Source organism: Microvirga flocculans ATCC BAA-817 (assembly GCF_000518665.1).
In the GTDB taxonomy this organism is placed as follows: domain Bacteria; phylum Pseudomonadota; class Alphaproteobacteria; order Rhizobiales; family Beijerinckiaceae; genus Microvirga; species Microvirga flocculans.
In genome coordinates this window covers 1-26,840 of record NZ_JAEA01000021.1, presented here as the reverse complement: position 1 = coordinate 26,840, position 26,840 = coordinate 1, and the positions used below count along the sequence as shown (strand labels likewise).

22 protein-coding genes are annotated in these 26,840 nt (G+C 58.9%); 10 read left to right on the top strand and 12 right to left on the bottom strand.

The genetic code is table 11. The features are described 5' to 3' along the window. The 10 genes from L879_RS0117730 to L879_RS0117680 form a co-directional block, all read right to left on the bottom strand. The coding region (locus L879_RS0117730; RefSeq protein WP_027317277.1) for an IS630 transposase-related protein at positions 1–240 on the bottom strand (240 nt) is incomplete at its 3' end. A 349-nt stretch (positions 241–589) separates the two neighbouring features. After that, positions 590–1,033, bottom strand: a complete 444-nt coding sequence (locus L879_RS24630; protein WP_368086330.1) for a sugar 3,4-ketoisomerase — start codon at positions 1,031–1,033, stop codon at positions 590–592. Between the two features lie 134 nt (positions 1,034–1,167). Continuing rightward, entirely contained in the window at positions 1,168–2,442 is a 1,275-nt protein-coding gene (locus L879_RS23385) for an acyltransferase family protein (RefSeq protein ID WP_084021141.1), read from the bottom strand. Between the two features lie 124 nt (positions 2,443–2,566). Further along, a complete protein-coding gene (locus L879_RS23380) occupies positions 2,567–5,350 on the bottom strand; it encodes a glycosyltransferase (RefSeq protein WP_084021139.1) in 2,784 nt (927 codons plus the stop codon). A gap of 8 nt (positions 5,351–5,358) precedes the next feature. Then, entirely contained in the window at positions 5,359–6,297 is a 939-nt protein-coding gene (locus L879_RS0117710) for a glycosyltransferase family protein (RefSeq protein ID WP_154664257.1), read from the bottom strand. Between the two features lie 54 nt (positions 6,298–6,351). Next, on the bottom strand, positions 6,352–7,410 hold the full coding sequence (gene rfbB, locus L879_RS0117705) for a dTDP-glucose 4,6-dehydratase (RefSeq protein WP_027317275.1): 1,059 nt from the start codon (positions 7,408–7,410) through the stop codon (positions 6,352–6,354). A gap of 172 nt (positions 7,411–7,582) precedes the next feature. After that, a complete protein-coding gene (locus tag L879_RS0117700; RefSeq protein ID WP_161634680.1) occupies positions 7,583–9,274 on the bottom strand; it encodes a glycosyltransferase in 1,692 nt (563 codons plus the stop codon). A gap of 473 nt (positions 9,275–9,747) precedes the next feature. Further along, positions 9,748–10,509: an ABC transporter ATP-binding protein gene (locus L879_RS0117690; protein WP_027317273.1), complete on the bottom strand. Its 762-nt coding sequence runs from the start codon at positions 10,507–10,509 to the stop codon at positions 9,748–9,750. 9 nt (positions 10,510–10,518) lie between these two features. Further along, a complete protein-coding gene (locus L879_RS22170) occupies positions 10,519–11,340 on the bottom strand; it encodes an ABC transporter permease (RefSeq protein ID WP_154664256.1) in 822 nt (273 codons plus the stop codon). A 110-nt stretch (positions 11,341–11,450) separates the two neighbouring features. Next, positions 11,451–12,758: a nucleotide sugar dehydrogenase gene (locus L879_RS0117680; RefSeq protein ID WP_027317272.1), complete on the bottom strand. Its 1,308-nt coding sequence runs from the start codon at positions 12,756–12,758 to the stop codon at positions 11,451–11,453. 254 nt (positions 12,759–13,012) lie between these two features. Between L879_RS0117680 and L879_RS0117675 the strand changes: the two genes are divergently transcribed. Further along, complete coding sequence (locus L879_RS0117675; RefSeq protein WP_035460078.1) at positions 13,013–13,909, top strand: glycosyltransferase family 2 protein; 897 nt, start codon at positions 13,013–13,015, stop codon at positions 13,907–13,909. Between the two features lie 31 nt (positions 13,910–13,940). Here L879_RS0117675 and L879_RS0117670 read toward each other — a convergent pair whose 3' ends face one another. Both L879_RS0117670 and L879_RS0117665 read right to left on the bottom strand, forming a co-directional pair. Then, on the bottom strand, positions 13,941–15,398 hold the full coding sequence (locus tag L879_RS0117670) for a phosphomannomutase (protein ID WP_027317270.1): 1,458 nt from the start codon (positions 15,396–15,398) through the stop codon (positions 13,941–13,943). A 420-nt stretch (positions 15,399–15,818) separates the two neighbouring features. Then, positions 15,819–16,466, bottom strand: coding sequence for a GntR family transcriptional regulator (locus tag L879_RS0117665; protein WP_027317269.1), 648 nt, complete (start codon positions 16,464–16,466; stop codon positions 15,819–15,821). Positions 16,467–16,629: 163 nt separating this feature from the next. On the opposite strand from L879_RS0117665, the gene hydA reads away from it, so the two are divergent. From hydA to L879_RS22160, 9 genes are all read left to right on the top strand, one after another. After that, a complete protein-coding gene (gene hydA, locus L879_RS0117660; protein WP_027317268.1) occupies positions 16,630–18,114 on the top strand; it encodes a dihydropyrimidinase in 1,485 nt (494 codons plus the stop codon). Between the two features lie 53 nt (positions 18,115–18,167). Next, positions 18,168–19,199: an amino acid ABC transporter substrate-binding protein gene (locus L879_RS0117655; protein WP_035460075.1), complete on the top strand. Its 1,032-nt coding sequence runs from the start codon at positions 18,168–18,170 to the stop codon at positions 19,197–19,199. A gap of 70 nt (positions 19,200–19,269) precedes the next feature. Next, positions 19,270–20,439, top strand: coding sequence for an amino acid ABC transporter permease (locus tag L879_RS0117650; protein WP_027317266.1), 1,170 nt, complete (start codon positions 19,270–19,272; stop codon positions 20,437–20,439). Positions 20,440–20,443: 4 nt separating this feature from the next. Continuing rightward, positions 20,444–21,538 (top strand): amino acid ABC transporter permease, encoded by a 1,095-nt coding sequence (locus tag L879_RS0117645; protein ID WP_027317265.1) that lies wholly within the window; start codon positions 20,444–20,446, stop codon positions 21,536–21,538. Beyond that, positions 21,531–22,979 (top strand): amidohydrolase family protein, encoded by a 1,449-nt coding sequence (locus L879_RS0117640; protein ID WP_027317264.1) that lies wholly within the window; start codon positions 21,531–21,533, stop codon positions 22,977–22,979. The genes L879_RS0117645 and L879_RS0117640 overlap by 8 nt, the downstream gene beginning before the upstream one ends. A 6-nt stretch (positions 22,980–22,985) precedes the next feature. Beyond that, a complete protein-coding gene (locus L879_RS22165; RefSeq protein ID WP_035460073.1) occupies positions 22,986–23,642 on the top strand; it encodes an aspartate/glutamate racemase family protein in 657 nt (218 codons plus the stop codon). A 25-nt stretch (positions 23,643–23,667) separates the two neighbouring features. Further along, complete coding sequence (locus L879_RS0117630; protein WP_027317263.1) at positions 23,668–24,600, top strand: dihydrodipicolinate synthase family protein; 933 nt, start codon at positions 23,668–23,670, stop codon at positions 24,598–24,600. 20 nt (positions 24,601–24,620) lie between these two features. Then, a complete protein-coding gene (locus L879_RS0117625; protein ID WP_027317262.1) occupies positions 24,621–26,072 on the top strand; it encodes an amidohydrolase family protein in 1,452 nt (483 codons plus the stop codon). A 25-nt stretch (positions 26,073–26,097) separates the two neighbouring features. Beyond that, positions 26,098–26,840: amino acid ABC transporter ATP-binding protein (locus L879_RS22160; protein ID WP_210163829.1), on the top strand; the 743-nt coding region annotated here is incomplete at its 3' end.

Genomic DNA, 26,840 nt, shown 5'->3' with positions numbered 1-26,840 from the left:
GATGTCGGTCGTCTCGGTCACACGGCGGATGAGGAACTCGCGGTGCGGGTCGAGCTTGGAATAGCGCCAGCCGCCCTCCGGCTTGGGCGCTAGGCTGCCGGTGTCCCGATAGGCAGCCATCAGCCGGACCACGAAGGCGACCGACACGTCAAAGTGCCGGGCAGCGGCATGACAGGAGTGCCCCGCCTCGACAAAGCGCGCCACGCGGCGGCGAAGGTCCAACGAGTAGGACTTGGTCATCGCTCATCTCCTCCAAAGAGGGCCAAGATGAGTGAATCACGAAGCCGTCACATCGTATAGTCCAAACGATTCCGTCAGAATTGCCCTTGCTCTAACTATTTAGCAAAAACCATTTTTTATTTAAAACTATTATAATAAATAATTCTATGATGTATTGTGCGCAATAAGAAAATAAATAGAAGAACAATGTACCAAAATTGAAAACTCCCTTAAAAACATAATGGCCATTCAATACGCATAAAAAATTACTCCATATATATAAAAAAATATATATGCAAATATTTAAATATAAAAACAGATAATACTAAGAAAATTATATAAGCAATAATTGTATTGAAAAAATCACTTATCAAGAATCGCAAAAAATTAAGATTATTGAGCATGATATTTTTGACAAAGCGTTAACGAACTCACTATAGGTTCGAATATAGTCGCTAGGATCATAATCATGCGATGCAAAGACTAACAAAACTGCATCGGAAGAGTAACGGTACTGGGTCCCCCAGATCATTGGAGGCACGTAGACGCCCAAATCAGGACGATCTAGCAGTATCTCGCGCCGTTGCAGGCCGTCATCCAGCAAGACGCGACATGAGCCCCGAACACAAACGAGGAACTGCTCACAATTTTTGTGCGCGTGCTCCCCGCGAACTTCCTGACTTGGCACATTATAGACTAGAAAGTATCTCCTCGGAACAAAGGGAGGATCGCGCTCAAACTCTTCCACCGAAAGGTCACATCTCATATCCCTGACGGATTTAAGGTGATAATAGCCGCCTCGCCTACATCCAATGCTTCACACAAATAACATCCTATCGTTGCTACGCAATTATAGGTACAGCTAGTCTTAAGCGACTACTTTATAGAATTTCTCTCTTTGAGAGGTATAATGGTCAAAATTTAAAGCCCCACTGTGATCAACAATCATCAAGTCACAACTTGCTCTCGAGAAGAGACATCAGTCGAACTCTCAGCCGAGGGAGCATTATGCTCAGGGTCAGACGGCACATCCGATCTTTGAGACGCAGCGTTCAAATGATTAGATATCCATGATGAAAATCTGATGGCCGGTCCGTCCACATAGCGTGTGAACAATTCCGCTAAAACCACGAGCGCCCCAAAGAAAATCGCTGCAGCAAAAGTGCCTCGTGCGATATATCCCATTCCTAATACCTGCCCAGCCTTCGCCGTCCAGAATGCAAGAGACATAATTAAGGGCATATGGAGAAGGTATATAGCGAACGAGATCCGACCAAGATACGTCGGTATCCGCGAGGCTAGAAGGGCTGCAAACCAACGAGCACCAATAACGCCGGATACAAGAAAAACTGCGCCTAAAGAATGCCAGAAGATCCGGTGGTCCTGATTAAAATCAGGACCATAAGGCTGAAAATTTGGAAGTGAGATAACTCTTAATAATGTAAATCTTGGACTATTATCATACGAGACAGCTATTAGCCCTAAAACGACCAAACTTGTTGACACCCAAGGGTTGCGTCTAAGCCAACCCGCTATCGGATGCAAGAGACTCCCTAGGAGAATTGCGACGTAGTTAAGTACTGCGGGGGAACGCCCGCCCAGGATATTTGCAAAGAACACAAACCAAACAACTGTCATCAAAAGGCTACGGCGCCCAAAAAGAGCGTAACATGCAAAGAGCAAAATTGAACCAATGAGTTCAACTTGCAGTGACCACAAAGGCCCATTCAAAGCAGTATTTCCGAAAAAAGGCGCCCCGATCAGTCCTATAAAAACTGCATAGTCGAGCGACACTTTCTCCGTGTAATAATGAATAGGCCATCCTGCGGTATTAAGGACGCGAGCCATCTGATTGCCCATAAAGTCAGCCTTAAGCAAAAGCCACGCGAATAAGACAGATGCGAGAGCGGGCAAAGCAAGTCTAAAATAACGCCGCACAGCGGCAGACTCAAATAGTTCTATGTCATTTTTTGCATAAAACTTAGCTGTAAGTACATAGCCACTTAGAACAAAGAAAACCAGAACAGCAGCATCAGCAGCATAACTTAGACTGAAAGGAGGATAAACTAACCAGGCGTCGATTACGGTTTTCGGCTTTGCGTTAGGGTAAGGCCTCATATTGTTACTTAAGTAAGGAAAAAAAACAAAAAGAAAGTGCGCCAGCACTACTGCCAGGCTCGCAAGTCCACGCAATCCTTCTAGCGATTGATCCTTTTGATGCATGAAACTTGTCCCTAACCCCGAGAATTCAGCAACAATTTTAGGTTTTCTTTTGAATCCAATGCGCTTTTATATATGAGCGCCGTCATGAGCACTCATACCTTTTTTCACTCTGATGAAAAACTTATCATTTCTCATTCTTTCCGTTCACTCGCCGAGACAAAGAGATAGCGATTCTTAAGGGGGCCGTAATACGCCATGATAGCGATTTCTGCACCTGTTGAATCAGGCGTTGATTAGCCTCAACCGATTTTGGCAGCTTATCTGGAGTCAAACCGCTTCCCTTTTGTCCGCGCAGGCGGTTGAGCATCAAGCGCAAGGGCTTAGTTGAACGCCAGGACCGACTTTCAAGAAGTTCTCTGAGTTGACGCTGGGCACGGTTTATCTCTCTCTTATCAACCCCTGATTTATGCGACGTAGGTATCGCTGGTTTGGCATTTGATTGCTTTCGAGGAGGCGCCTTTGGCTTTGTCAGGCTGGCTTCTAGAAAACCGACTTTCTTGCGGAGTTCAATGACCTCATCGAGGAGATCGACAAGCTTTGACGTTGAGCCAGGTGGAAGAAGAACTGGTTGCTCGTTAAGCCGCGCGATAATTTTCTGACGATTCGTGATCCACTCATCTCTGGGAATAAGCTGCGAGGAAGAGTGTCCATTGGTCCACCAGCGATAGATTGCAGTCACATCAGAGGTCGAGCACACACCGCAGAGCATAGCAACCCGCGTCGAAAACTGCCAATCCTCAGCGGTGCTCAACCTCTCGTCAAAACGCAGGCCGATGTCATTGAAGACAGCTGCCGGAAAGGCCATGCTCATAAACGGCGTAAAGTTCGACCGTAAATGTTCTATGGCATCATACTGAGCATGCCAAGCCAGTGTGAACCATGATTCTGCACGCGAACGCCACGACTCTCCATCGGCCACCATCTTGAATTCTTGGCGGGCGGTTACAGTTCTTAGCATCGTGCCCGGTGATTTTTTGGCAAGCTCCTCAAACGTCTCAACCCAATGGGCAAAGAGGAGATCGTCATCATCGAAGACAGCCACATACTGCCCTCTGATGTGGTTGACGGCCAAATTGAGCGGAGACGAGCGACCTGGGGCCTCACACTGCAAAAGTTGAATACGTTGGGTTAGTTCGCTTGGGAATTCGGCTACCAAGTTTTTTACAATGGCATATCGCTCACTATCACTGGTGTGAACGACAAGCAGAACCTCGAAGTTCTGTGATGTTTGTCCAGCCAGCGTTAGAAGGGCTTCTCGAAGAGTGCCGACACGGGACTCATCACCTTGGGTCCGCATGACGACGGACAGGAACGGCCGAGGCCCACTTTGTTTCGCTTGAGTTGTGCCGCTAGGCGCATGCCGAGGAAAGCTTGCGATAAACTGTGAAAGAAGCGGGCTTGCCGATGCGAGCTCAACGATCCGCGGCGTCTTTGACAGGCGCTCGATCTTTTCTGCAGAATAGGCCGGAAGAAGGATCGGAACGCCATTGAGCTTGGTCAAAAGCTTGAGGTAACTTTCCGCATCCACATTTTCATCTGGTCCAGCTGCATAATCGTTGTCACGAGACACAACAGGCGCTGCGGAACTGGAAACTCTATAAAGTAGAGCCGATTGTATCACGAAGTCACGAAGGTCGGCCCTGCCAACATCTCGATCAAAAATAATGCCGAGATCGCGTATGGCACTGCCTGGAACCGCCCATTCAGCCACCGACACCGGTCCTGTCAGGGGGACGGGTAAGATGGCCTCCTTTTTTACAAGGCTGCCGTCGTCTGCTGCCGCAACTCGCCCCACACACAAGACAGCGACAGTGTCGTGACTTTCGAGAGCCGCCAACGATGAAACCCAAGCAGGATCAACTCGGTCGCCTGCGATCAAAATCGTAACATGACGCCCCGCGATAAGCTTAGTTGTCTCGTTCAACCGGTCGGCACGAACGCCCTGATTACTCTCATGGACCGTGATACGGCCTGAGAAAATTCTGCACGCGTTCTCGACGACATCCTGTTTTGAGGCAGCAGATACATCAGCTATCAAAACGATATCGAAATCTTGATTCGTCTGGTCCGCAAGGCCCTGAAGAATGCACTCTGCTTCAATAGATGGCGTGTCATAGGCATCGAACAAAATTGTAAGGAAAGGTCGCTCAGGCCCTGTCCTGTCCACACAAAGTTCGATGGATTGCCGCTCTCCAGGGATATAAGCACGCACGAACTGGTTCACCAACGCATGCTTGTTCGACTGCACACTCAATGAGCGCAGAGTGTGCCCAAGAGGGGTGCGGTGATCGAGAACAGGACTGTCCAAAGGAAAGAACTGATCACTTTGCTCCAGAAGCCAGTCTTTTGCTCCGACCTCGATCCAACCTCTGCTTGCTGTTATGCGCCGTAGATGCGCATCATTGAACAGGTTGAAATGTGTATGATCAAGAATACCAGCCTCAGTTATATCCAAACGGCCGGTCAACAGCTTAACGGCGACGTCTTTATGAGTAATATTGGGAACACTAATAACAAGTGGAGCTTTTGAGCCCTCGGCCAAACGGCGCAACATCGCCAATACTTCTGGACCATTCGTCAAGTGCTCCATCGTGTCAAGAAAACTGATTGAAGCGATAGAACGCTCTTTGAGAGCTTGCCTTATGATTTCTTCAGTATCTCCAAGCTTGGAGAGATCGATGACATGGGCATCGAATCCTCTCTCAATGAGGGATTGAAGTCCATCTTCAGCAAGATCGAACCCCAGATATGTAAGCCCCAGTTCATCGCGGACAGGTTCGGCAATGGCGCCATAGCCACAGCCAATATCGATGTGAACCCCTTTTGCTACAACATGCTCACGCAGAAGCGCCATGACATTCCCATACATGCTCAAGGGAACGTAGGAGTGCTTGTAGATGATCGACATAATTGTTCCTATCGCGCCGGAAAGCGATGCTGGGCATAAGCCCCTTCGATGAACTGTCCAATCTTATGTTCCGGGTCTAATTGCATGGGCAGCTTCCCGTTCTTACGACGCTCCTCGAAAGCTGCTGCAACCTGTTCCTGAACCGTATCCTTTCGCGACTGAAAAATACGCAGATAGTTTTCTGTCAGATCGCTGCGGGACCATTTATATGTCAGCAACAACGTCGCCTCAGCTGAGTAGTAGCGCTCCGCATTACTCGAGATCCAATGCCCATCATTGCTTAAGCGCTTGTCGTGAAAAACAACGGCGGAGCTTTGATGCACCACTTTATAGCCGGCAAGCCTCACACGCCATGAGAAGTCGACATCATCGCCGTAAAGGAAAAAGCTGTCTGCATCGAAACCATTGAGCTGCCTAAAAACTCGTAACGGTCCCATCGCACAGGCAGTCGATGCCCAGCTGGTCTCCCCTGTCGTTTGATCGTAATCCTTGGGATGTTCAATTGGTATTTGGCGAGCCTCAACAAGACCAACACCAGGACGCTTCAGGGCACGATCCAGTTCCGCGAAGAGCGTTGGCGACGCTAGAACATCTGGATTTAAGATCATCACGAGATCACTGTCCGCTTCTTCAAGAAGACGGTTATGTCCCGCGGCTGAGCCGAGATTGGCATTAAAGAATTTGTAATTGATTTTGCGAAGATGCCTGAATCGGGTCTGCCATATATTCAGCACAGATTCGTCAATTGTGGGCTCTGGAGAGCAATCGCCGTAGGCCACAACTACATCGCTCGCAATGCCATCCCGCATTGCAAGGCGAGCAGCATTATCTAAGTATATCAGTGTTCTTTCCATAGCTTCAGGCGACAATCTATAAACAATAGATTGGACACGTATGGACAGTGGGCTCTGAATGCTGGTCTTTGTTTCGTATGATTGATTGTTCATGGCGGACATTGGAATTACGGGTAGAAATTGAGGTAACGGTTTGATGTTCGGCGATCAAACGGTCATTCCAAGACGCTCACCACGATACACGCCGGACCGGACACGCTCCCACCAGGCACGGTTTTCAAGATACCAGGAAACGGTCTTGCGGAGACCGGTTTCGAACGTTTCGGCCGGCCGCCAGCCGAGTTCACGCTCGATCTTGCTTGCATCGATGGCATAGCGGAGATCGTGCCCGGGCCGGTCGGCGACGAAGGCGATGAGACCTTCCCGAGGGCCGATCTCGTTGCTGGGAGTCATCTCATCGACAAGGGCGCAGATCGACCGGACGACATCGAGATTCGTCCGCTCGTTCCAGCCCCCGATATTGTAGTTCTCTCCGACCTTGCCGCGCTCGGCCACGAGGAGCAGCGCCTCGGCATGATCGTCCACATAAAGCCAGTCGCGTATGTTCTCACCCTTGCCGTAGACCGGCAGAGGCTTTCCCTCCAACGCATTCAGGATCATGAGAGGGATCAGCTTCTCGGGAAAATGGTAAGGCCCGTAATTGTTGGAACAATTGGTGATCAGCGTCGGCAGGCCATAGGTGTGGTGCCAGGCGCGCACGAAATGGTCGGACGCCGCCTTGGAGGCCGAATAGGGCGAATTGGGCTGGTAGGGATAATCTTCATGAAAGAAGCCTTCCTGTCCCAGGGAGCCGAAGACCTCATCCGTCGAAATATGATGAAAGCGAAACCCGTCGCGTTGCCCTGACTTGAGGGTGTTCCAGTAACCGAGCGCCGCCTGAAGCAGGGTGAACGTGCCGACGACGTTGGTCTGGATGAACTCTCCCGGCCCGTCGATGGAACGGTCGACATGGCTTTCGGCCGCCAGATGCATGATCACATCCGGCCGGTACTCGTCGATGACCGCCCGCATCCGCTCGGCATCCGCGATATCCGCCTGCACGAAGCCATAGCGGTCGCTGGCCGCGACGCTGCTTAAGGAATCCAGATTGCCGGCATAGGTGAGTTTATCCACCACAAGAACTTTGTGGGGAGTATTGTTGATGAGCCTGCGAACAACAGCTGACCCGATAAAGCCCGCTCCGCCGGTCACTAAGTATTTCTTCATCTCCAATACTCTTTTTCTACGGCTTATACCAGATTTGTCCTTATAGACTGTCACCCTGCCTTTGTAATCCGGTCCCGGTTGTGTCAGCCTGTCAGGGTACTACCTCATAAAAGTAACATCGTCCACGGTTTCTCCGCCAAGCAGACCGAAGTGTCGCGACGCGCCCTCGCTCTCAGGTTGCAGAGCGCATCTTCCCCTCACGCTGCCTGAAATGGGATCTGGCCGCCTGCCGGATCCGTTCGAGAAGCGGGTGATCCTCGACCTGCTTGTAAGCTGCCAGGATCCGGTCGGCGCCATAGAGTTCGCGGAGGCGCTTCCATGCCTCGGCCATGTGGACGACACGCTTTTCCTCGTCGATGCTGCGCGACTTCCGATGGAAGACGAACGTGTTCGTGGCAATCGCCAACTCGAAGCCCGCGGCCATTGCCCTGAAGCAATAATCGTTCTCTTCCCCGTAGAAACGCTTGAAGTTCTCGTCGTCGAAAAAACCGATCGCGTCGATGACGCTCTTTTTAACGCCGAAGCAGAAGCCATGGACCAGCGGAACCCGAGGCAGAGTATCCGCATAGCTCCATCTCTCGCAGGCCAGATCGAGGTCCTCGGGAGAAAGTCCCTCCGGGAGCACATTGATCGCCGTATTGTTGCCGGTATGCTTGATGTCCGGGATCGATTGCGCGCCTGCAGCATTGGAAAGCGGGCCGACGATGCCGACCCGGTCGTTGCGGATCGCCGCATCGAGCAGTTTGAGCGCCCAATTCGGACTGACGATCGTATCGCTGTTCAGGAGAATTCGGAACTCAGCATCACCGGCCGCCAAGCCCAGGCTGGCCGAGCGCGTATATCCGAGGTTCTCCTGGTTCTCGATCAGGCGGACCCGGTCTTTGTCCTTCGCGAATTGCTGCAGATAAAGGGTGGTTTCATCGTCCGATCGATCGTTGACGATGATGACCCGATGCTCCGGCAGCAGGTTCTTCCAGACGGAATCGAGGCAAAGGCGAACGTCCTCCAGGGCATTATGGACACAGACGACGATGTCGATGGGAATGCCTGTCAGCGGACTCAGGCGCTGCTCCTTCACTTCGGCGAAAAGCCTTTGATCGGCTGGGGCCACCACACTTCCGAGGCCGAGGAGTGTCTCGGGCAGGATCAGGGCCCTCGCATGAGTGTGGCGGAAATATTTGAAGTCCTCGTGATCGCGCACGGAAGCGCCTCGCGGCAGAAGCGCCGCAATTCGAAACTCGGGGAACGCGTGGATGACCCATGCCAGTCCCAGCTGATCCCTGCGGCTGAAACCCTCGATCTGCTGCCACCAGACATGCAGGGCCCTTGCGGTCTCATGACTCCGCAAGGGAACGACCATGAAACCGGTTTCGAACAAAGGTTGATTCAGCGGAAGCCCGTGCTGGCGATAATGTTCAACCTGCCTGTCGATGGCCTTTGAAGCATCCTTGCCGAGCCTCTTGCAGGCCTCGGCCTCGTCGTAGAAACAGTTCCGGTGCGGGTGAGGCACAAGGCCCAGATGAGCGTCCTCGCTTCGGACCAAGTCGATATAGCGGCGCACCTCTCCCTTCAGGACGATGTTGGCATCAAGCCACACGGCAACCTCATGCTCCGGAAAGAGTTCATGCGGGTGCGTCTTCACCCATCGCGCGACCCGTGCGGGATCCGGGTGATGGTAGGGCGAAGGCCTCATCTGCCAGACGCCATAGGTGTTACGCGGCCTGTCCGTGAAGCAGATATAGTCGATCTCAGGATCGATCCGTTCGGGAAGAAGCAGGTTGTCGTACTCGCCGAAGATGGCGGTGTAGAAAACGATCTTGCGCCTGCCTGGGGAGGAGGTCCGATAGGCGGAGATCTGTTCCACAGTTTCCTGCCCGACTTCCCAGCGGTTATCGAACAGAGACTGCACGGCCTGCTTTGGTAAAATCGCTGTCAGAGCATCCTTTCCGCGATCGAGAATCCGTTGGATCGAGGCAGCAGCACCGGGAAGCCGTCTGGCCAGCGCGCGCAAGGGGCGTGTCACCGCCCAGGAAAGAGATCCATGAATCCCCCTGATCTCGGCTTGCAACCCGCGGATCGTGGCTTTCAATTCAGCGATTTCCTCGCTTTGCCTTTGAAGCTGCTCCCGCAGGGCTATAGTTTCGGTCGCACGCTTCGTATCGGCGACCTGGGATTGAGAATGCAGAGCCTCATGAGGCATCTATTCTAGACCTTTCCGCTCAGCACGTGCGTATTCAGTAGCAGAAAGTCCGGAACAGATGAGAATATGGCTGGCGAAAGACCTCTATCACTCGCCACAGCCTTTCCTCTTTTCCGACCGTTGCCGCTGCTTGCGCACTATCTGGCCTCACCCCCTGTCGAAGCCGCATAGGTTTCAATGACTTCGTCGATGGGGCCGAATGCCTTGATCCGGCCATGCTCCAGAAGCAGCGCCTTGTTGCAGACTTCCCGCAACACCTTGTTGGAGTGCGATGCCAAAACGAGAAGCTTGGATTCCTTAGCAAAGCTTTCCAGCTTCTCGTTCGCCTTCTTGAAGAAGCGCGCGTCGCCGGTTGCGACAACCTCGTCCAGCAGCAGAATATCCGTCTCTACATGTGTCGAGATCGCGAAAGCCAGGCGTGCGCGCATGCCGGAGGAATAGGTCCGCATAGGCAGATCGAGGAAGTCCCCGAGCTCGCTGAATTCGGCGATGGCGTCGGCTTTCTTCTTCAGTTCGGCCTTGCTCATACCGAGATAAAGGCCACGAATGAAGATGTTGTCGTAACCAGTAGAATCCGCATCCATGCCAAAGCTGAGGTTCAGCAACGGCGCAACACGTCCCTTGACGGTCACACGCCCATGGGTGGGCGTGTAGAGCTTGGCCATCACGCGAAGGAGCGTCGTCTTACCGGCACCGTTATGCCCAATCAGGGCCAACCGATCGCCCGGTCCCAATGTGAGCGACAGGTGGTCGAGAGCACGCACAACCAAATGGCCCGATTGTCCCGAGGACAGTTGCCCGCCGACCGACAAGTCCTGGATGGACGACTTCCGCCTGTCGGACACAGATGCCTGGACGGGAAACTCCAACGTCACGTTTTCAAGCTTGATCAGTGCCATCGTCCGACCTCAAACCCAGAAGGCGATACGCCGGCGCCAATGAGCATAAACCGGAACGGCAATACCCCAACCAACGATAGTAATCGCAACAGCCACAGTCCAAACCAACGGATCGGGCGCTTGGCCCAGAAGCGGTCCCCGCAAGAGTTCGATGAAATAATAGAAAGGATTGAAATAGACGAAGATTGCTCGCATCCCGGTGGCACTGTCGGGAAACCACAGGATCGGCGTCACAAAGAAGGCAAGCCGCATCGCATTTGGGATCAACTGCCCGAAGTCCCTGTAGCGAACGTTGATAAGGCCAAGCAGAAGGGCGACCCAGATGCCGTTCAGCAACACGACGGCCAAGGCGGGCAGAAACAGCAACACATAGGGAAACGGCGACACGCGGAAAAGGATGAGAACGGCGATGTAAACCAGAAAGTTGAACCCAAAGATGATCAGGTTTTTCCAAAGAAGCTTGTAAATATAAACAGTCCTTGGAACAGGGATTTCGCGGATGGCGGATGCGTTGCTGGAAAAGGCATCCTTCCCCTCGTTGACCAGGGCCTGCAGAAATGCCCATATCATGTATCCCGTGACTAGATGTGGGATATATTCCTCCATGGGGCGCGCCATGATGCCGCCATACAGCGTACCGATGCAGGCTGCCACAAAAGCCAAGCTGAGCGTGTTCCAGAAAGGTCCGATGTGTGAACGACGATGACGCGTCCTGACATCGCGCCAGCCTAGCGTCATCCACAACTCACGCCACCGCCAACCGTCTCGAACCTCGCGCAAAACGTCCAGGATATTCGAACCGTCGGCTATCAACTTCGCGTCCTTGCTCACGTTCCTAATTCTCGAGCCGTCTTTCTGAGACCTGAACCACTTCGAGCTCAACGCATCCGCATGATGGCTAAGACCGTAATCTCCGCCTCGGACCGTATAAGAGCCTTCAATCACGCCTTTACGACGTTGCTACGAGCACCGAGATAACGACCACGGGTATCGACGATGAGCTTTGCGTGCTTCTCGATCAGCTCGTAATCGAACTTGTCGTGATCCGTTGCCAGCAGCACTAGGTCGAAGCTCGCGAGCGTCTCAGGCGTCAACGCGACGCTTTGGAGATCGAAGGAATAACGCCGCATCTTCGGGAAGCTTGGAACGTGCGGGTCGCTGTAGGCGATCTGCGCGCCCTTCGCCTGCAAGAGAGTCATGAGCTCGACCGAGGGCGACTCGCGCATGTCGTCGACGTTCTTCTTGTAGGCAATGCCGAGGACGAGGATCTTGCTGCCGCGGATCGGTTTCGCGCGATCGTTCAGAGCCTCGGCGACCTTCTCGACGACCCATTCCGGCATCGTGCTGTTGATCTCGCCGGCAAGCTCGATGAAGCGCGTATGGAGGCCGTATTCGCGCGCTTTCCACGTCAGGTAGAACGGATCGATCGGGATGCAATGCCCGCCGAGACCCGGACCGGGATAATACGGAACGAAGCCGAAGGGCTTGGTGGCGGCCGCGCGGATGACCTCGTGAATGTCGATACCCATCCGGTCCGCGATGATCTTCATCTCATTGACGAGGCCGATATTCACCGCCCTGTGAATGTTCTCGAGGAGCTTCGTCAGTTCGGCAGCCTGGGTGGAGCTGACAGGCACGACCTTCTCGATCACCTGTCCGTAGAGGGCGAGACCCGCCGCGAGGCAGGACGGGGTGCTGCCGCCGCAGACCTTGGGAATGTTGTGCGTGCTGAACTTGGCGTTGCCCGGATCCTCACGCTCCGGCGAGAAAACAAGGAAATAATCCTCGCCGATCGTGAAGCCGGCCTTTTCGATCCGGGGGCGCAGTTCCTCTTCCGTCGTCCCGGGATAGGTCGTGCTCTCCAGGGACATGATCTGCCCGGCCTTCAGGTGAGGCACGAGCGCGTCCACGGTATTCAGGACGAAGCTGAGATCGGGCTCCCGGTATTTGTTCAGAGGCGTCGGAACACAGAGGATCAGGGCGTCCACGTCGCGGGCCCGGGACAGATCGGTCGTCGGCTCGAAGCCGCTGCGGACCGCCTTCGCGATTCCCTCGGCGCCGATATGCTCGATATAGGTTTGCCCCTTCTTCAGTGCGTCGACTTTCTCCTGATCGATATCGAAGCCGACGACCTTGTATCCGATTTCCGAATAGCGAAGGGAAAGAGGCAGACCGACATAGCCCAGCCCCACGATGCCGATTACAGCAGTCTTGTCGTTCAGTTTCTTCAGCAGCGTGTCTTTGTACATCGGAAATCCCGGCTTCAGGCGCGTGGAATGGCGCAATCTTCTATAAGGGGTTCGATCCAGACCGCCTACCTCGGGAAAGCGCCATAGTGCCGCGCCTGCCGAAAGGGAAGGCATTTCGCCCTACGAGCCTGACCGGAGCCCTTTGCGCCGCTATACCTCTTTGACCATTCTCCAGCAACCCTGGCACAAAAGCAGATCGGTTGCCCTGCTCCCGGGATCGCTTTAGTAGAGCCGCTGGCTCCCGGAGAACATTGATGCAAATCCTGGCCGTTGCGGTCACATACAATCCCGATATCGCCCTGCTGGTACGGGTCCTGCGATCCGTCGCCTCGCAGGTCCAAGGGATTGTGCTGGTGGACAACGGCTCGGGCAACGCGGATGACATCCGGCGCCTTGCGCTCGAATCGCAAGCTCAAGTTATTGACAACAAAAGCAATCTCGGGATTGCAGCCGCCCAGAACCAGGGCCTCGCCCTGGCGCGCGGAAGCGGCTTCACACACATCCTCCTGCTCGATCAGGATACGGTTCTCGCCCCCGGCGTGGTGGCCGACCTGGCGGCGAACCTGGAAGCCCTGGAACGAGAACATGGCCGGGTGGCGGCCATCGGCCCGGCCTATTACGAGCTCAACAGTCAGAAGCAGACCAGGGCCTATCGGGCCCAAGGAGCCCGCCTGTCCCGCCTCTCCCTCAAGGACGAAACCCGCCCCCTGGCCAGCGACTTCATCATCGCCTCCGGTTCCCTGATCCCGCTTTCCGTCCTGGAAAAAGTGGGCGCATTCAAGGAAGATCTCTTCATCGATCTTGTGGATGTGGAATGGTGCTTCCGCGCTCACGAGGCCGGATACAAAAGCTATCTGTCCCCGACCGCCAGCGTCGAGCACCGTCTCGGCAACGGAACGGTCCGGATCGGATCGCGCCAAGTCGCCGTCCATGTGCCCATACGGAATTATTACTGGGTCAGGAATGCCCTCTGGCTCGCCCGCCAGCCTTATACCCCCCTGGCCTGGCGTCTCTACTTCGTCAGCCGCAGCCTGGCTTTCCTGGCCACCTATACGACCCTCGCGGACAAGCGCGCCCTGCGGCTGCAGCTCATCGCCCGCGGGATCCGGGACAGCCTCCGGGGGCGGCTGGGACCGCTCGTTCAGGGCTAGGGGCGGTCCTTAAGCCTATGCCCGGGCCCGATCAGGCGACCTGCTGCCGGGCTTGAGCGAGCCCCCATTCCAGCAGATCCTCCGCCCGCTCCGGGGTGGCGGCCTCCACATAGACCCGCAGTTCCGGTGCATTGCCGGAAGCCCGGAAATGAACGACCTCGCCGTTCCTGGCAGTCAGGCGCACGCCATCCTTGTCGTCGAGAGCCGCAACGCCGCCCAAGGGCAGCAGCAATCGACCGAGGAAAGGCCTATCCTGCAGCAGTTGCAGCAGGAAGGCAGCGCTTTTCTCGCTGGGGATATCTTTCAGGCGGTTGCTGGCCGCCGCCTTGAATCCGAAATCCGCCCCCAGCTGGGCCAGGGGCCTGCCCTGCCGTACAACCTGCCCGAGGGCGCACAGGATCGGCAGCATGGCGTCCCGGGTGGGAAGGGCCGTGAGCTTCCGCCCTCCCCGCACGATGTCGGAGCCTAAAAGGACCCCGCCATTAGCCTCGAATCCGACAACGGCCCGAGCGCCCGACCGGGTGGCCTCCAGCATGCCCTCGATGACGTAAGGCGAGCCGACCCGGGTGCGAATCACGGTCTCGAAGGCACCGGATGCCTCCAGGGCGGAATTGGAGGTCACGGGCGTGACGATGGTGTCGGCCCCCAGATCGTTCGCGGTGATGGCCCCGACCAGATCGCCCCGCAGGAACGTGCCGCTCGCATCGGCAATCAAGGGGCGGTCCGCATCGCCATCCGTGGAGACAATGGCATCCAGAGCCTGCTCCGCAGCCCATGTTCGGGCCAGGGCTTCGTCCTCCATCCGCAAGGCTTCCGTGTCGACCGGAATGAAGCGGCTCGCCCGCCCGAGGGGCACGGCCCGCGCGCCGAGGCCTTCGAGCACCTGAACGATCACATCCCGCGCCACGGAGGAATGCTGATACACGCCGACGGTGAGGCCCGCGAGAGCTCCTGTGCCGAAGAAGTCGAGGTAGCGCTCCCGATAGGCGGCGATGGGATCGCAATCCGGGCTTTGAGACCGGACCGTGCGCGCGCCCTCGGGCAGACGCAGAATGTTCATCTTGGCATGCCAGGCCAGGATGGCGGCCTCGTCCGCTTTGTCGATCTCCCCTTGCGCCCGATAGAACTTCAACCCGTTGCGCTCCTCCGGGATATGGCTTCCGGTCACCATGATCGCGGGGATGCCGAAGCGCATGCCATGATAGGCAAGCGCCGGCGTGGGAAGAGCGCCGCAATCGAGTGCGACGAGGCCTGATTCCCGAAGAGCGGCGCCGCAGAGTCGCGCGATGTCCGGACTGCTCTCCCGCAGATCGCGCCCTACCAGCACGCGATTTCGGGCCGCAGCTGCGGAGCCATCCTTCTTCAGCATCTCGGCAAAGGCGCAGGTATAGGCGAAAGCCGGAATGCCGTTCAGTTCGGCAACGAGCCCTCTCAGGCCGCTCGTCCCGAACTTGAGGGAGGAACCGGCAAAATCCGGAAGATGGTCCATGGCGAGGTGCCCGTGTGTTGTCTTTGGCGCATCGGCTCCCTTTTCCGGGGGCACGTTCGCCAAAAGCACAGAATGAGAATAGTTTCGGGCGTGCCGGCGCCAAGTCAACACACTCGCCTGGCATGGGCAGGTCATCCTCCAGGGGCAGCCGCTCATGCGGATTACCACCGAGGAATGAAGTGCGGCATCCCCAGTTTAGCCAGGATCGTGGTTCTGGAGACTTTAACCGGCACTTATGGAGAGACGCTGGATATCGCCATCCAGAACAGATCGCGCATCGCGTCCTCCAATATCGGAAGACGGAATGCCGGAGGAGAACAGTCAACCCACCATCAGCAGCACGCCGAGCGCTTCCCAAGACGGCAAAGGGCGATCCTCCAGATGGCGGGAAACGTCCGCCTGGATGCTGTGGCTCAACAGCTAGGTCAGTCTCCCAAGGTAAGCGAGGATGCTTGCGCGCACATTGTTGAGGTGGGTGCACATGGCTTCCTGAGCTTGCTCGGGCTGGCCGGCTAGGATCGCATCGATGATCGCGACATGCTCCTGACTGCCGGGCACCAATCGCTCCGGCAGGCGTCCCCTGTCGAACATCTTGGTCTTCAGCCGCAGATCGGTGACGTATCGCGTCAGGAGCCTCGAACCGGAGAGGCTGGCGATTGCGGCATGGAGCTGATCGTCCAGGGCGGCATGCTCCTCGTCGGTGGGCTGCTCTCCTGCCACGAAGGCCATCATGCGCTCGCGAATTGGACGGAGAACGGCCGTTCCGCTGCTGCGCGCGGCACGGCCGGCTGCCTCGACTTCGAGGAGGCGCCTCATGTGCAGAATCTCAACGAAATCATCGACGGACAGGCGTTTCACCACCGGCGTCAGGCCCGACACACGGGCGATCAGACCCTCATTGAGAAGTTGGGCGAGCGCTTCGCGGATCGGTGTGCGGGAAACGCCGAGCCTCGCCGCGAGCATGTTTTCCTGAAGCGGCGTTTCCGGCGGAAAGGTGCCGTCCAGAATCATCTCGCGCAGACATCGATAAGCTGCCTGCCCTCTGGTCGAGGTGAGAGGGTCCGCCATCAGTGACTCCTTTTTCCAGTCCATCGGCCCGATGGATCGTACATGCGAGACCAAATACCTGAAGCATACCTGAAGCGCGACGCTTGATCTCGCTTTTGAGATATGCCTAGAATGCCTTCAGGATGTATACAATACTTCCTGTATACAGGCAAATATGTTGCATATGCGACGGCGAGGGGATGATCCGGTGACGTACGATCTCGTGATCAGAGGCGGCACAGTCGTGACGACCGAAGCCGTCCTTCCCATGGATGTCGGCATCTGCGACGGCGCAATCGCCGCTCTAGGGCGCGATCTGCCTGCGGCCGGGAAAGAGCTCAACGCTGCTGGAAAATTCATTCTTCCAGGCGGCGTGGATGCCCATTGTCATATCGAGCAGCTCTCCGGCGGAGGGCTGATGAACGCAGACACCTTCGAGACGGCCACGCGATCGGCAGCCTTCGGCGGCACCACCACTGTGATCTCCTTTGCCGCTCAACACCGCGGCGACAGATTGCATACAGTTGTCGAGGATTATTCCCGCCTCGCCGCCGCTGGAGCCATCACCGACTACGCCTTTCACCTCTGGGTCTCCGACCCAACCCCGGAAACCCTGACCGAGGACCTGCCCCGGCTGATCGAGGCGGGACACCGGTCGATCAAGATCTTCATGACCTATGACCGGGTCCGCCTTCATGACGAGGAAGTGCTCGACGTCATGGCAACGGCCCGTCGTCACGGCGCTCTCGTCTGCGCCCATGCGGAGAACCACGGACTGAACAAGTGGATGGCGGACCGCTTGGTCAGCCGGGGCTATGTGGAGCCCAAGTTTCACGGGGTCAGCCACCCCCGGGTGAGCGAAATCGATGCTTTCGAGCGGCTGATACGCTTCTCGCAGTTTCTCGACCAACCCATCATGCTGTTCCATGTCTCCACTGCGGAGGGGCTGGCTGCGATCCGGCGTGCCCGGGGCGAAGGGATCAAGGTCTTCGCCGAGACGTGTCCGCAATATCTCTTTCTGACGGCCCAGGACCTCGACAGGCCCGGGCTCGAGGGCGCCAAGTGGATGTGCAGCCCTCCCCCACGCCTGACGGACGATCAGGAAGCCCTGTGGCGCGGACTGGCGCTGGGCGATCTCCAGATCGTCTCCTCCGACCATGCCCCCTATCGCTTCGATGCGAGCGGCAAGCTGTCTGCGGGCGCGGCGCCGAACTTCAAGCAGATCGCCAATGGCCTGCCCGGCCTGGAGACGCGCCTTCCGCTCATGTTCGACGAAATGGTGAGCAAGGGACGCGCGAGCCTGCAGGCTTTTGCGGAGGTTACGGCCGCCGCTCCGGCTCGTCTCTATGGGCTGCATCCGCGCAAGGGAACCATCGCCGTAGGAGCCGATGCCGACATCGCCATCTGGGATCCGGAACGCGAGGTGCTCCTGACCGACGACGGCCTGCATGACAACACAGGATACAACCCCTTCGCGGGCCGCACCGTGCGCGGCTGGCCGGAGACGGTTCTGCGCCGAGGCGAGATCGTGGTGGCGAACGGCCAATTGCTGGCAGCGCCAGGCTCCGGAAGGCTCCAGCTGCGGGACGTCGCCCCGTCCATGAAGCCGACGGGAAAAGTTGGTCCGGAGCTGGATCCGCGGCAAAATTTCGGTGCCCGCCTCTTGTGAGCGGAGCACTTTCACAAGGCGCGCGCAGACGCGTCACATAGGAGGAAGGCCACATGAAAGCAACGACCAAGAAACTTCTGCTGGCGGGCATCGCCGCCTTGACGATGGCCGGCTTCACGGCCCCGGCTTCGGCACAGGCTACGCTGGACGCCGTGAAGAAGAGGGGCAAGATGATCTGCGGCGTATCGCAGACATCGGCAGGCTTCGCGTTTCCCGATGCGAAAGGCGTCATGCAGGGTTTCGACGTAGATATCTGCCGTGCCGTCTCAGCCGCGGTTTTTGGAAGCGGCGATAAAGTCGATTTCCTCCCGACCAACATCAATACCCGGTTCCAGGCCCTTCAGTCCGGCGAGATCGATATTCTCTCGCGCCAGACAACGCAGACCTTCTCCCGCGACAATTCGCTGGGACTCGATTTCGGCCCCGCCGTTTTCTACGACGGTCAGGGCATGATGGTCGCCAAGAAGCTGGGAATCGCCAGTGCTAAGGATCTCGATGGCGCCGCCATCTGCGTCCTGCCAGGCACGACGACCCTTCAGAACCTTGCCGACTTCTTCCGCACCAACAACAAGAAATTCGAATCGGTGGTGTTCGAGAACACCGATGAGAACCGCAACGCCTTCTTCTCGGGGCGCTGCGATGCGATCAGCACCGACCGGTCCGATCTGGCCTCCATCCGCGCCGTTGCGAGCAACCCGGCGGACTACGTCGTCCTGCCCGAGACGATTTCGAAGGAACCTCTCGCCCCTGTCGTCCGCCAGGGCGACTCCAACTGGCGGGACATCGTCAGCTGGACCGTCTACGCGCTCATGGCTGCTGAGGAGCTTGGCATCACGAAGGACAACGTGGAGCAGAAGCTCTCGAGCCAGGACCCCGAAGTCCAGCGTCTGCTCGGCGTTACCGGCGATTTCGGCAAGATGCTCGGCGTCGACAACAAGTGGGCCTACAATGTCATCAAGAGCGTCGGGAACTACGGCGAGGTCTTCGAGCGGAGCCTGGGCGAGAAGACCCCCCTCGGCCTGACCCGCGGCCCGAACCGTCCGTGGACTCAGGGCGGCCTGCTCTACGCTCCTCCGTTCCGGTAAGCCTGCACGGGGCAGCATCAGCCGCCGGCGCTGCCCCTTCTTCCCTTTCAGACGTCAGTCAGGAACCGTGATGCAAGCCGCTTCGGACAGCCGGTGGCGCGTCATCTATGACCTGCGGGCACGCGCCATCTTCTATCAGGTAGCGTGTGCGGCAGCGGTCGTTCTGGTGGCCACCTTTCTCTTCAAGAACGCGTCGGACAACCTCGCAAAGCAGAATATCGCGACAGGCTTCGCCTATCTGTGGCGGGAGGCCGGCTTCGTCATCAGCCAGTCGCCGATCGACTACCAGCCTGCCGACAGCTATGCGCGGGCTCTGCTCGTGGGCATTCTCAACACGATCCGCGTCTCCGCGCTCGCCGTAGTGCTGGCCACGATCATCGGCACTCTCGTCGGTATCGGCCGGCTGTCGTCGAATCCGCTTCTGGCTCGCCTGATGATGCTCTATATCGAGGTTCTCAGGAACGTGCCGCTGCTGCTTTTCCTGTTCCTCTGGTATGCGATCATCGTTACGACCCTGCCGCCGGTCCGCGAGGCCATCACGGTCCTGCCTCATGTCTATCTAAGCAATGGCGGCTTCGTCATCCCGTCCGTTGCCTGGACGCCGTCCCTCACGGGCGTCGCAATCGCGGGCGTGCTGGGCATCGCCCTTGCGGTGCTGACGGTGCGCGCGATGCGTGCCCGGCGTATCGCAACGGGCATTGAGCGCCGGAGCTGGCCCCTGGCGACAGCAGCCGCTCTCGCACCCGTGGCGATTGCCGTTCTCATCCTCCGGCCGACCCTCGACATGGACTGGCCGACGCCCGGACGCTTCCGCATCTCCGGAGGCGCGCAACTGATGCCGGAATTCGTCGCCCTTCTGGTCGGCCTCACCCTGAGCGCCTCCGCCAATGTGGCCGAGATCGTGCGCAGCGGCATCACCTCCATCAAGAAGGGGCAGTGGGAGGCCGCCGCATCCCTGGGCCTGAGGCGACCGCTGACGCTGCGCCTGGTGATCCTGCCGCAGGCGTTGCGCGTCATCATCCCTCCGATGACGAGCACCTACCTGAACATCTTCAAGAACAGCTCGCTCGCCATCGCCATCGGCTATCCGGATCTCGTCATGGTGTCCAACACCACCATGAACCAGACGGGGCAAGCCATTGAGCCCATTGCGCTCTTCATGCTGGTCTATCTGTCTCTGTCGCTTGCCATTTCAGTCTTCATGAACTGGTACAACGCCCGCGTGGCCTTGAGAGGGTGAGAGCATGCAGCTCGTCAAGGAAGAACTGACGCCCCGCCTGCGGCGACCCGTCGAGTTCAGCAGCTGGCGCAAACAGCTCCAGCCCTATGTGGGAACACCGGGCAATGCGGCCATCACCGTCATCTGCATCGCCCTGATCGCGATCACCGTGCAGAAGGTTATCGGGTGGCTCTTTCTGGATGCCGTGTTCACGGGCACGCCGACCGCCTGCAAGGAGAGCGACGGCGCCTGCTGGCCCTTCTTCGCCAGCAAGCTGCGCTTCATGCTGTTCGGCTTCTACCCTTATGACGAGCATTGGCGCCCTACTGCATCCCTGCTGTTGTTCTTCGCCGCCTGCGGCATCTCCATGAATCCCGCCTTTTGGGGCCGCAAGCTGATGGTCCTGTGGGGCTGCGTCTTGGCCGTGTGCCTGTGGCTCATGCTCGGCGGCGTATTCGGGCTGAGCTTCGTGCCGACCTCCCAGTGGGGCGGGCTGCCGCTGTCCTTCATGCTGTCCTTCGTCGGCCTTGCGGGAGCATTTCCGCTCGGGATCGCGCTGGCCCTCGCGCGGGCCTCGAAGCTGCCCGTCATCAGGGTAGTGGCGATTGCGTTCATCGAACTGGTGCGCGGCGTGCCGCTGATCTCGATCCTCTTCATGGCCTCGGTGATGCTGCCCCTGTTCATGCCGGGCGGCATGACGATCGACAAGCTTCTCCGAGCGCAGATAGCCATCATTCTCTTCGCCGCGGCCTATGTGGCCGAGATCGTCCGCGGCGGCCTGCAGGCCATTCCGCGCGGCCAATACGAAGCCTCCGCCGCCATGGGGCTGCACTATTGGCAGATGATGCGCCTGATCGTCCTGCCCCAGGCGATCAAGATCATGATTCCTCCCCTCGTCACCCTGTTCATCGGGTTCTTCCAGGACACGACGCTGGTGGTGATCGTGGGGCTTCTCGACTTTCTCGATACGGTGCGCTCTGCCATGCGCGAGCCGCAATGGCAGGGCATCGCCGTGCTCGAAGGATACCTCTTCGCCGCCGTGGTCTACTTGTTCTTCTCCACGATCATGGGCGCCTACAGCCGCTACCTCGAACGCTATTTCCGGATGGGCCATGACTAAGCAGACAACCGTAATCCGCAACGCCGCCTGGGTCGTCACATGGGATGACGCCGCCGCACGGCATGTCTACCGACGTGACGTGGACGTGGCCTTCTCACCGGACGGCATCCTCTTCATCGGGGACCGCTATGACGGTCCGGCCGGCGAGGAGGTTTCAGGCGCCTCCCTGATGGTAATGCCGGGCCTCGTGGACGTGCACTGCCATTCCGGGGACGAGCCCATCGCCAAGGGCCTGTTCGAGGATGTCGGGACGGCCGCGCTCTGGGGCAACGCCCTGTATGAATACTCCGCGCTGATCGATTCCGACGAGGACGCCAAGGCTGCCTGCCAGACCGTGATGCTGGGCGACCTCATGCGCAGCGGCGTCACCACTCTCCTGGACATCGCCTCGCCCCATCCCAAGTGGCTTTCGCTGGCTGCCGAGAGCGGTCTACGGGCCTATCTCGCGCCCGGCTTCCGCGAAGCCGCGTGGAACGTGGTCGACAGCCACCGCCTCGACTTCGAATGGAACGTTGCGCAGGGGCGCGAACGCTATGCGCAGGCCCTTGCCTTCGTGGACGAGGCCAGCGCCCATCCTTCCGGCCGCATCCACGGCGTGGTGGCGCCCTCTCAAATCGAGACCTGCTCCGAGGAGCTGATTCAGGAAGCCGTCGGCGAAGCCCGCAAGCGCGGCATGCGCATCACCATTCACGCCGCACAGACCATGGCCGAGCACGAGGAGCTGCTGCGCCGCACGGGCGAGACCGCGCCAGCCATGCTGGAGCGTCTCGGCGTTCTAGGGCCGGACCTGATCATCGGCCACTGCATCTTCCTCGACCATCACTCCTGGACACGCCAGCGCACCCGGCACGACCTGGAGCGTCTTGCCCGCAGCGGCACGAACGTCGCTCATTGCCCCGTCACATTCGCCCGCAGCGGCATGACGCTGGAAAGCCTGGGAGCCTACCGCCGGGCCGGCGTGAACGTCGGCATCGGCACTGACAGCTATCCCTTCAACATGTTGGAGGAGATGCGCGAGGCCATGATCTGCTCCCGCGTCGCGGGCCGCTCGGTCTTCGACCTCGACACCGCCGGCGTTTTCGAAGCGGCGACAATCGGCGGGGCGAAGGCACTGGGCCGCAACGACATCGGGCGCCTGGCGCCGGGCGCCAAAGCGGATCTCGTTCTCGTCGATCTCAACCAGCCTGCCATGCAGCCGGTGCACGATCCCCTGCGCAACCTGCTCCACTGTGCCGCCGAGCGCGCCGTGCGGGACGTCTACGTGGATGGCAGGCCTGTGGTGAAAAACCACCGCGTTGCCAACCTCGACTATGACGGCGCCGTGCGCGAGCTGCAGGCTGCCCAGGAGCGTGCCTGTCGCCAGGCCGAGAAGGACGATCCGCGCGGCCGGACCATCGACAAGCTGGCTCCGCGCTCCCTGCCCATGGCCGGGGCAAGGTAGGTCCGCATGACCATCTTCATCATCAACCCCAATTCCTCGCAGACAGTGACCGATGGCATCGATGCGGCTGTGGAACCGCTGCGCAGCCAGGATGGGCCCGCCATCGCCTGCCTGTCCCTTCCCGAAGGGCCGCCCGGCATTCAAAGCCAGCGGGATGTGGACGGCGTGATCATGCCCCTGCTGCGCAAGGCAGCGGAGCTGGAGCCCGAGGCATCGGCCTTCGTGATCGCGTGCTTTTCCGATCCAGGTCTTCACGCCTTGCGGGAGCAGAGCGCCCGGCCGGTCTTCGGCATCGCGGAGTGCGGCGTGCTGACGGCCATGACCCTCGGCCAGCGCTTCGGCGTTCTGGCGATCCTGCCCACCTCGATCCCGAGGCACCTGCGCTATTTCGGAGCCATGGGCGTGATGCAGCGTCTGGCGGGCGATCTACCCATCGGCTTGGGCGTGACCGAGCTTTCGGACGAGGATCACACCCTGTCGCGCATGATCGCGGTCGGCCGCACCCTCAAGGACGATCATGGTGCCGATGTGCTGCTCATGGGCTGTGCCGGAATGGCGCGCTTCCGCGCCCCTCTGGAGGAAGCCGTGGGCGTTCCCGTGGTCGAGCCAACCCAGGCGGCCGCAGCAATGGCCTTGGGCCGCGCACGGCTTGCGCGGCGGTAATTTTTCTCTTTTTCAGGAGCTTTGAATGTCACGCCTGAGCGAAGACGCAAGCGGCGTCTACGTCATCTCGGCCACGCCCTTCACGGAGGACGGCCGTCTCGATCTCGCCAGCACGGACCGCCTCGTCGATTTCTATCTCGAGAAGGGAGCGACGGGCCTCACCGTTCTCGGCATGATGGGCGAGGCGCCTAAACTCACGGCCGAGGAGGCCCGCATCTTCGTTCAGCGGGTCGTCGCTCGTGTGGAGGGCCGTATACCCGTCGTGGTGGGCGTGTCCGCACCCGGCCTCGCCCCGATGCGCGAGCTCGCCCATAATGTCATGGATCAAGGCGCGGCGGGTGTCATGGTCGCCCCTCCGTCCACGCTCCGGACCGATCAGCAGATCTACGACTACTACGAATCCGTGGCCGAGGCGCTGGGCCCTGACGTGCCCTTCGTGCTGCAGGATTACCCCCTCACCACGGGCGTGCAGATTGCGACGCCCGTCATCGTGCGGATCGTGCAGGCCCTGCCCACCTGCGTGATGCTCAAGCACGAGGATTGGCCGGGCCTTGCGAAAATCACCGCCCTGCGCCGGGCGAGCGAGACGGAAGGTCTGCGCCGCATCTCGATTCTCGTCGGCAATGGCGGCCTCTTCCTGCCCGAGGAGATCGGTCGCGGCGCCGATGGCGCCATGACGGGCTTCGCCTATCCGGAGATGATGAGCGACGTGTGGAAGGCCTATTCCAGCGGTGATCCGGAGCAGGCGCACGATCTTTTCGACGCCTATCTGCCGCTGGCCCGCTACGAGCAGCAGCCCGGTCTGGGACTGGCCGTGCGCAAGTATGTGCTGGCCAAGCGCGGCGCGATCGCGTCGGCGGCCTTGCGCCGGCCCGGCCCCAAGCTCTCCCGAGCCGACATCGCCGATGTGGAGCGCCTGATCGAACGCCAGACCCGGCGCCTCCAGCATCTTGCCTGAAGCTTATTCCTGAGACAGCCATGACCGAGCAAAAACCCAAGACGACCGTATTCAGGAGCTGCGACTGGCTTGTCGCGTGGGACGCCGTCGCGCGCTCGCATGTCTATCTCCGCAATGCGGACTTTGCGATCCGCGGCAAGGAGATCATCCAGGTGGGCGGCCACTTCACGGACGCCGCGGACGTGGAGATCGACGCCCGAAGGATGATGCTCATTCCGGGCTTCGTCGACGTGCACAGCCATCCCGGTCACGAACCCGGATGGAAGGGGATGCTCGAGGAACTCGGCAGCCCGAGGCTCGGGCAGAGCTCGCTCTACGAGTTCATGCCGCTGTTTCAGATCGGAACCGAGTACACCAGGCCGTCGCTGCGTGTCGCCGTCTCAGAGCTCTTAAAGAGCGGCGTCACCACCATCTGCGATCTTGGCCGCCCCCGCGACACCTGGGCAGACGAATATGCGGAGACCGGCATCCGCGCTGTGCTCTGGGGCATGTTCCGCTCCGGCCCCTGGAAGACACGCAACGGGCATTCGGTGGAATACGATCTCGATCCGGCGACAGGCGACCGCCTGCTTCGCGAGGCGATCGATATCGCCGACGCTGCATCCAGGCACGAAAGCGGCCGGATCACGGGTTATTTCGGCCCCTCCCAGATCGACACCTGCACGGAAGGCCAGATCCGCGAGGCCCTTCAAGCCGCACGCGACCGTAACCAGCCCATCCAGATCCATGCGGCCCAGAGTGTCGTCGAATTCCAGGAGATCATGCGGCGATACGGCTGCACGCCCATGGAGTGGCTGGACAAGATCGGAGCCCTGGGCCCCGACACGATCATCGGTCACGGCATTTTCCTCAACGACCACCCCTGGCTGCACTGGCCTCATGCCAACGATTTCGAGCGCCTGCGCGACAGCGGCGCCCAGGTGGCTCACTGCCCCGTTGTGTTCGCCCGCCGCGGGATCGCGCTCAACACTCTCTCTCGCTACATGGATGCCGGAATCCGGTGCGGCATCGGCACGGACAGCTTCCCCCACAACATGCTCGATGAGCTGCGCATGGCCTGCTACGCGGGTCGCATCGTTGCCGGCAGCTTCAAGGCGGCATCCACCACTCACGCCTTCATGGCGGCGACAGCCGTCGGCGCAGACATGATCCGCCGGCCAGATCTCGGCCGGCTCGCGCCGGGTTGCAAGGCGGACTTCTCGGTGGTGGACATGACCAATCCCTACATGCAGCCCGATTACGAGCCGATCCGCAGTCTCGTCTACTCGGCCAACGATCGCGCGATCAAGGACGTCTACGTGGACGGACGGCAGGTCGTGAGGAACGGCGAGGTTCTCGACTTCGACATCACGGACGATGTCGAGATGCTGCGCAAGGCTCAGGCCGAAGCGATTGCCGCTGCGCCTCAGCGGGACTGGGCGGGGCGTAGCCTCGACCAGCTCGCGCCGCGCGTCTTCCCCCTTCGCTCATAATCAAGATTCCGGAATGAGCTTCATGATGCAAACAGTTGAAAAACGGCAGGTGGCCGATCTTCCGGCGATCGACCTTCAGGGCGTGCACAAGTGGTACGGCGAGTTTCATGTTCTGCGGGACATCAACCTGACTGTGCGCCGCGGCGAGCGCATCGTGATCTGCGGTCCGTCGGGCTCCGGCAAGTCCACGATGATCCGGTGCATCAACCGGCTCGAGGAGCACCAGAAGGGCCGCATCATCGTCGACGGCACGGAGCTGACCAACGATCTCAAGCGCATCGACGAGGTGCGCCGCGACGTCGGCATGGTGTTCCAGCACTTCAACCTCTTCCCGCACCTGACGATCCTGGAGAACTGCACGCTGGCTCCGATCTGGGTGAAGAAGATGCCCAGGAAGGAGGCGGAGGAGATCGCCATGCATTACCTGACCCGGGTCAAGATCCCCGAGCAGGCGAACAAGTATCCGGGCCAGCTCTCCGGCGGCCAGCAGCAGCGCGTGGCGATTGCCCGCTCGCTGTGCATGAGCCCGAAGATCATGCTGTTCGACGAGCCGACCTCGGCGCTCGACCCGGAGATGGTCAAGGAGGTGCTCGACACCATGGTGGGCTTGGCCGAGGAGGGCATGACCATGCTGTGCGTGACCCACGAGATGGGCTTTGCGCGGCAGGTGGCCGACCGGGTGATCTTCATGGATTACGGGCAGATCGTGGAGATGAACACCCCTGACGAGTTCTTCAGGAACCCGCAGCACGAGCGCACCAGGCTCTT

Bases quoted from the DNA above. Each gene is read 5' to 3' on its own strand.
- L879_RS0117630 (WP_027317263.1), top strand. From the start codon at position 23,668: ATGTCACGCCTGAGCGAAGACGCAAGCGGCGTCTACGTCATCTCGGCC.
- L879_RS23385 (WP_084021141.1), bottom strand. From the start codon at position 2,442: ATGCATCAAAAGGATCAATCGCTAGAAGGATTGCGTGGACTTGCGAGC.
- L879_RS0117680 (WP_027317272.1), bottom strand. From the start codon at position 12,758: ATGTACAAAGACACGCTGCTGAAGAAACTGAACGACAAGACTGCTGTA.
- L879_RS0117670 (WP_027317270.1), bottom strand. From the start codon at position 15,398: ATGGACCATCTTCCGGATTTTGCCGGTTCCTCCCTCAAGTTCGGGACG.
- L879_RS0117665 (WP_027317269.1), bottom strand. From the start codon at position 16,466: ATGGCGGACCCTCTCACCTCGACCAGAGGGCAGGCAGCTTATCGATGT.
- L879_RS0117675 (WP_035460078.1), top strand. From the start codon at position 13,013: ATGCAAATCCTGGCCGTTGCGGTCACATACAATCCCGATATCGCCCTG.
- L879_RS0117710 (WP_154664257.1), bottom strand. From the start codon at position 6,297: ATGAACAATCAATCATACGAAACAAAGACCAGCATTCAGAGCCCACTG.
- hydA (WP_027317268.1), top strand. From the start codon at position 16,630: ATGCGACGGCGAGGGGATGATCCGGTGACGTACGATCTCGTGATCAGA.
- L879_RS0117690 (WP_027317273.1), bottom strand. From the start codon at position 10,509: ATGGCACTGATCAAGCTTGAAAACGTGACGTTGGAGTTTCCCGTCCAG.
- L879_RS0117625 (WP_027317262.1), top strand. From the start codon at position 24,621: ATGACCGAGCAAAAACCCAAGACGACCGTATTCAGGAGCTGCGACTGG.
- L879_RS0117645 (WP_027317265.1), top strand. From the start codon at position 20,444: ATGCAGCTCGTCAAGGAAGAACTGACGCCCCGCCTGCGGCGACCCGTC.
- rfbB (WP_027317275.1), bottom strand. From the start codon at position 7,410: ATGAAGAAATACTTAGTGACCGGCGGAGCGGGCTTTATCGGGTCAGCT.
- L879_RS0117650 (WP_027317266.1), top strand. From the start codon at position 19,270: ATGCAAGCCGCTTCGGACAGCCGGTGGCGCGTCATCTATGACCTGCGG.
- L879_RS0117640 (WP_027317264.1), top strand. From the start codon at position 21,531: ATGACTAAGCAGACAACCGTAATCCGCAACGCCGCCTGGGTCGTCACA.
- L879_RS0117655 (WP_035460075.1), top strand. From the start codon at position 18,168: ATGAAAGCAACGACCAAGAAACTTCTGCTGGCGGGCATCGCCGCCTTG.
- L879_RS22165 (WP_035460073.1), top strand. From the start codon at position 22,986: ATGACCATCTTCATCATCAACCCCAATTCCTCGCAGACAGTGACCGAT.
- L879_RS23380 (WP_084021139.1), bottom strand. From the start codon at position 5,350: ATGTCGATCATCTACAAGCACTCCTACGTTCCCTTGAGCATGTATGGG.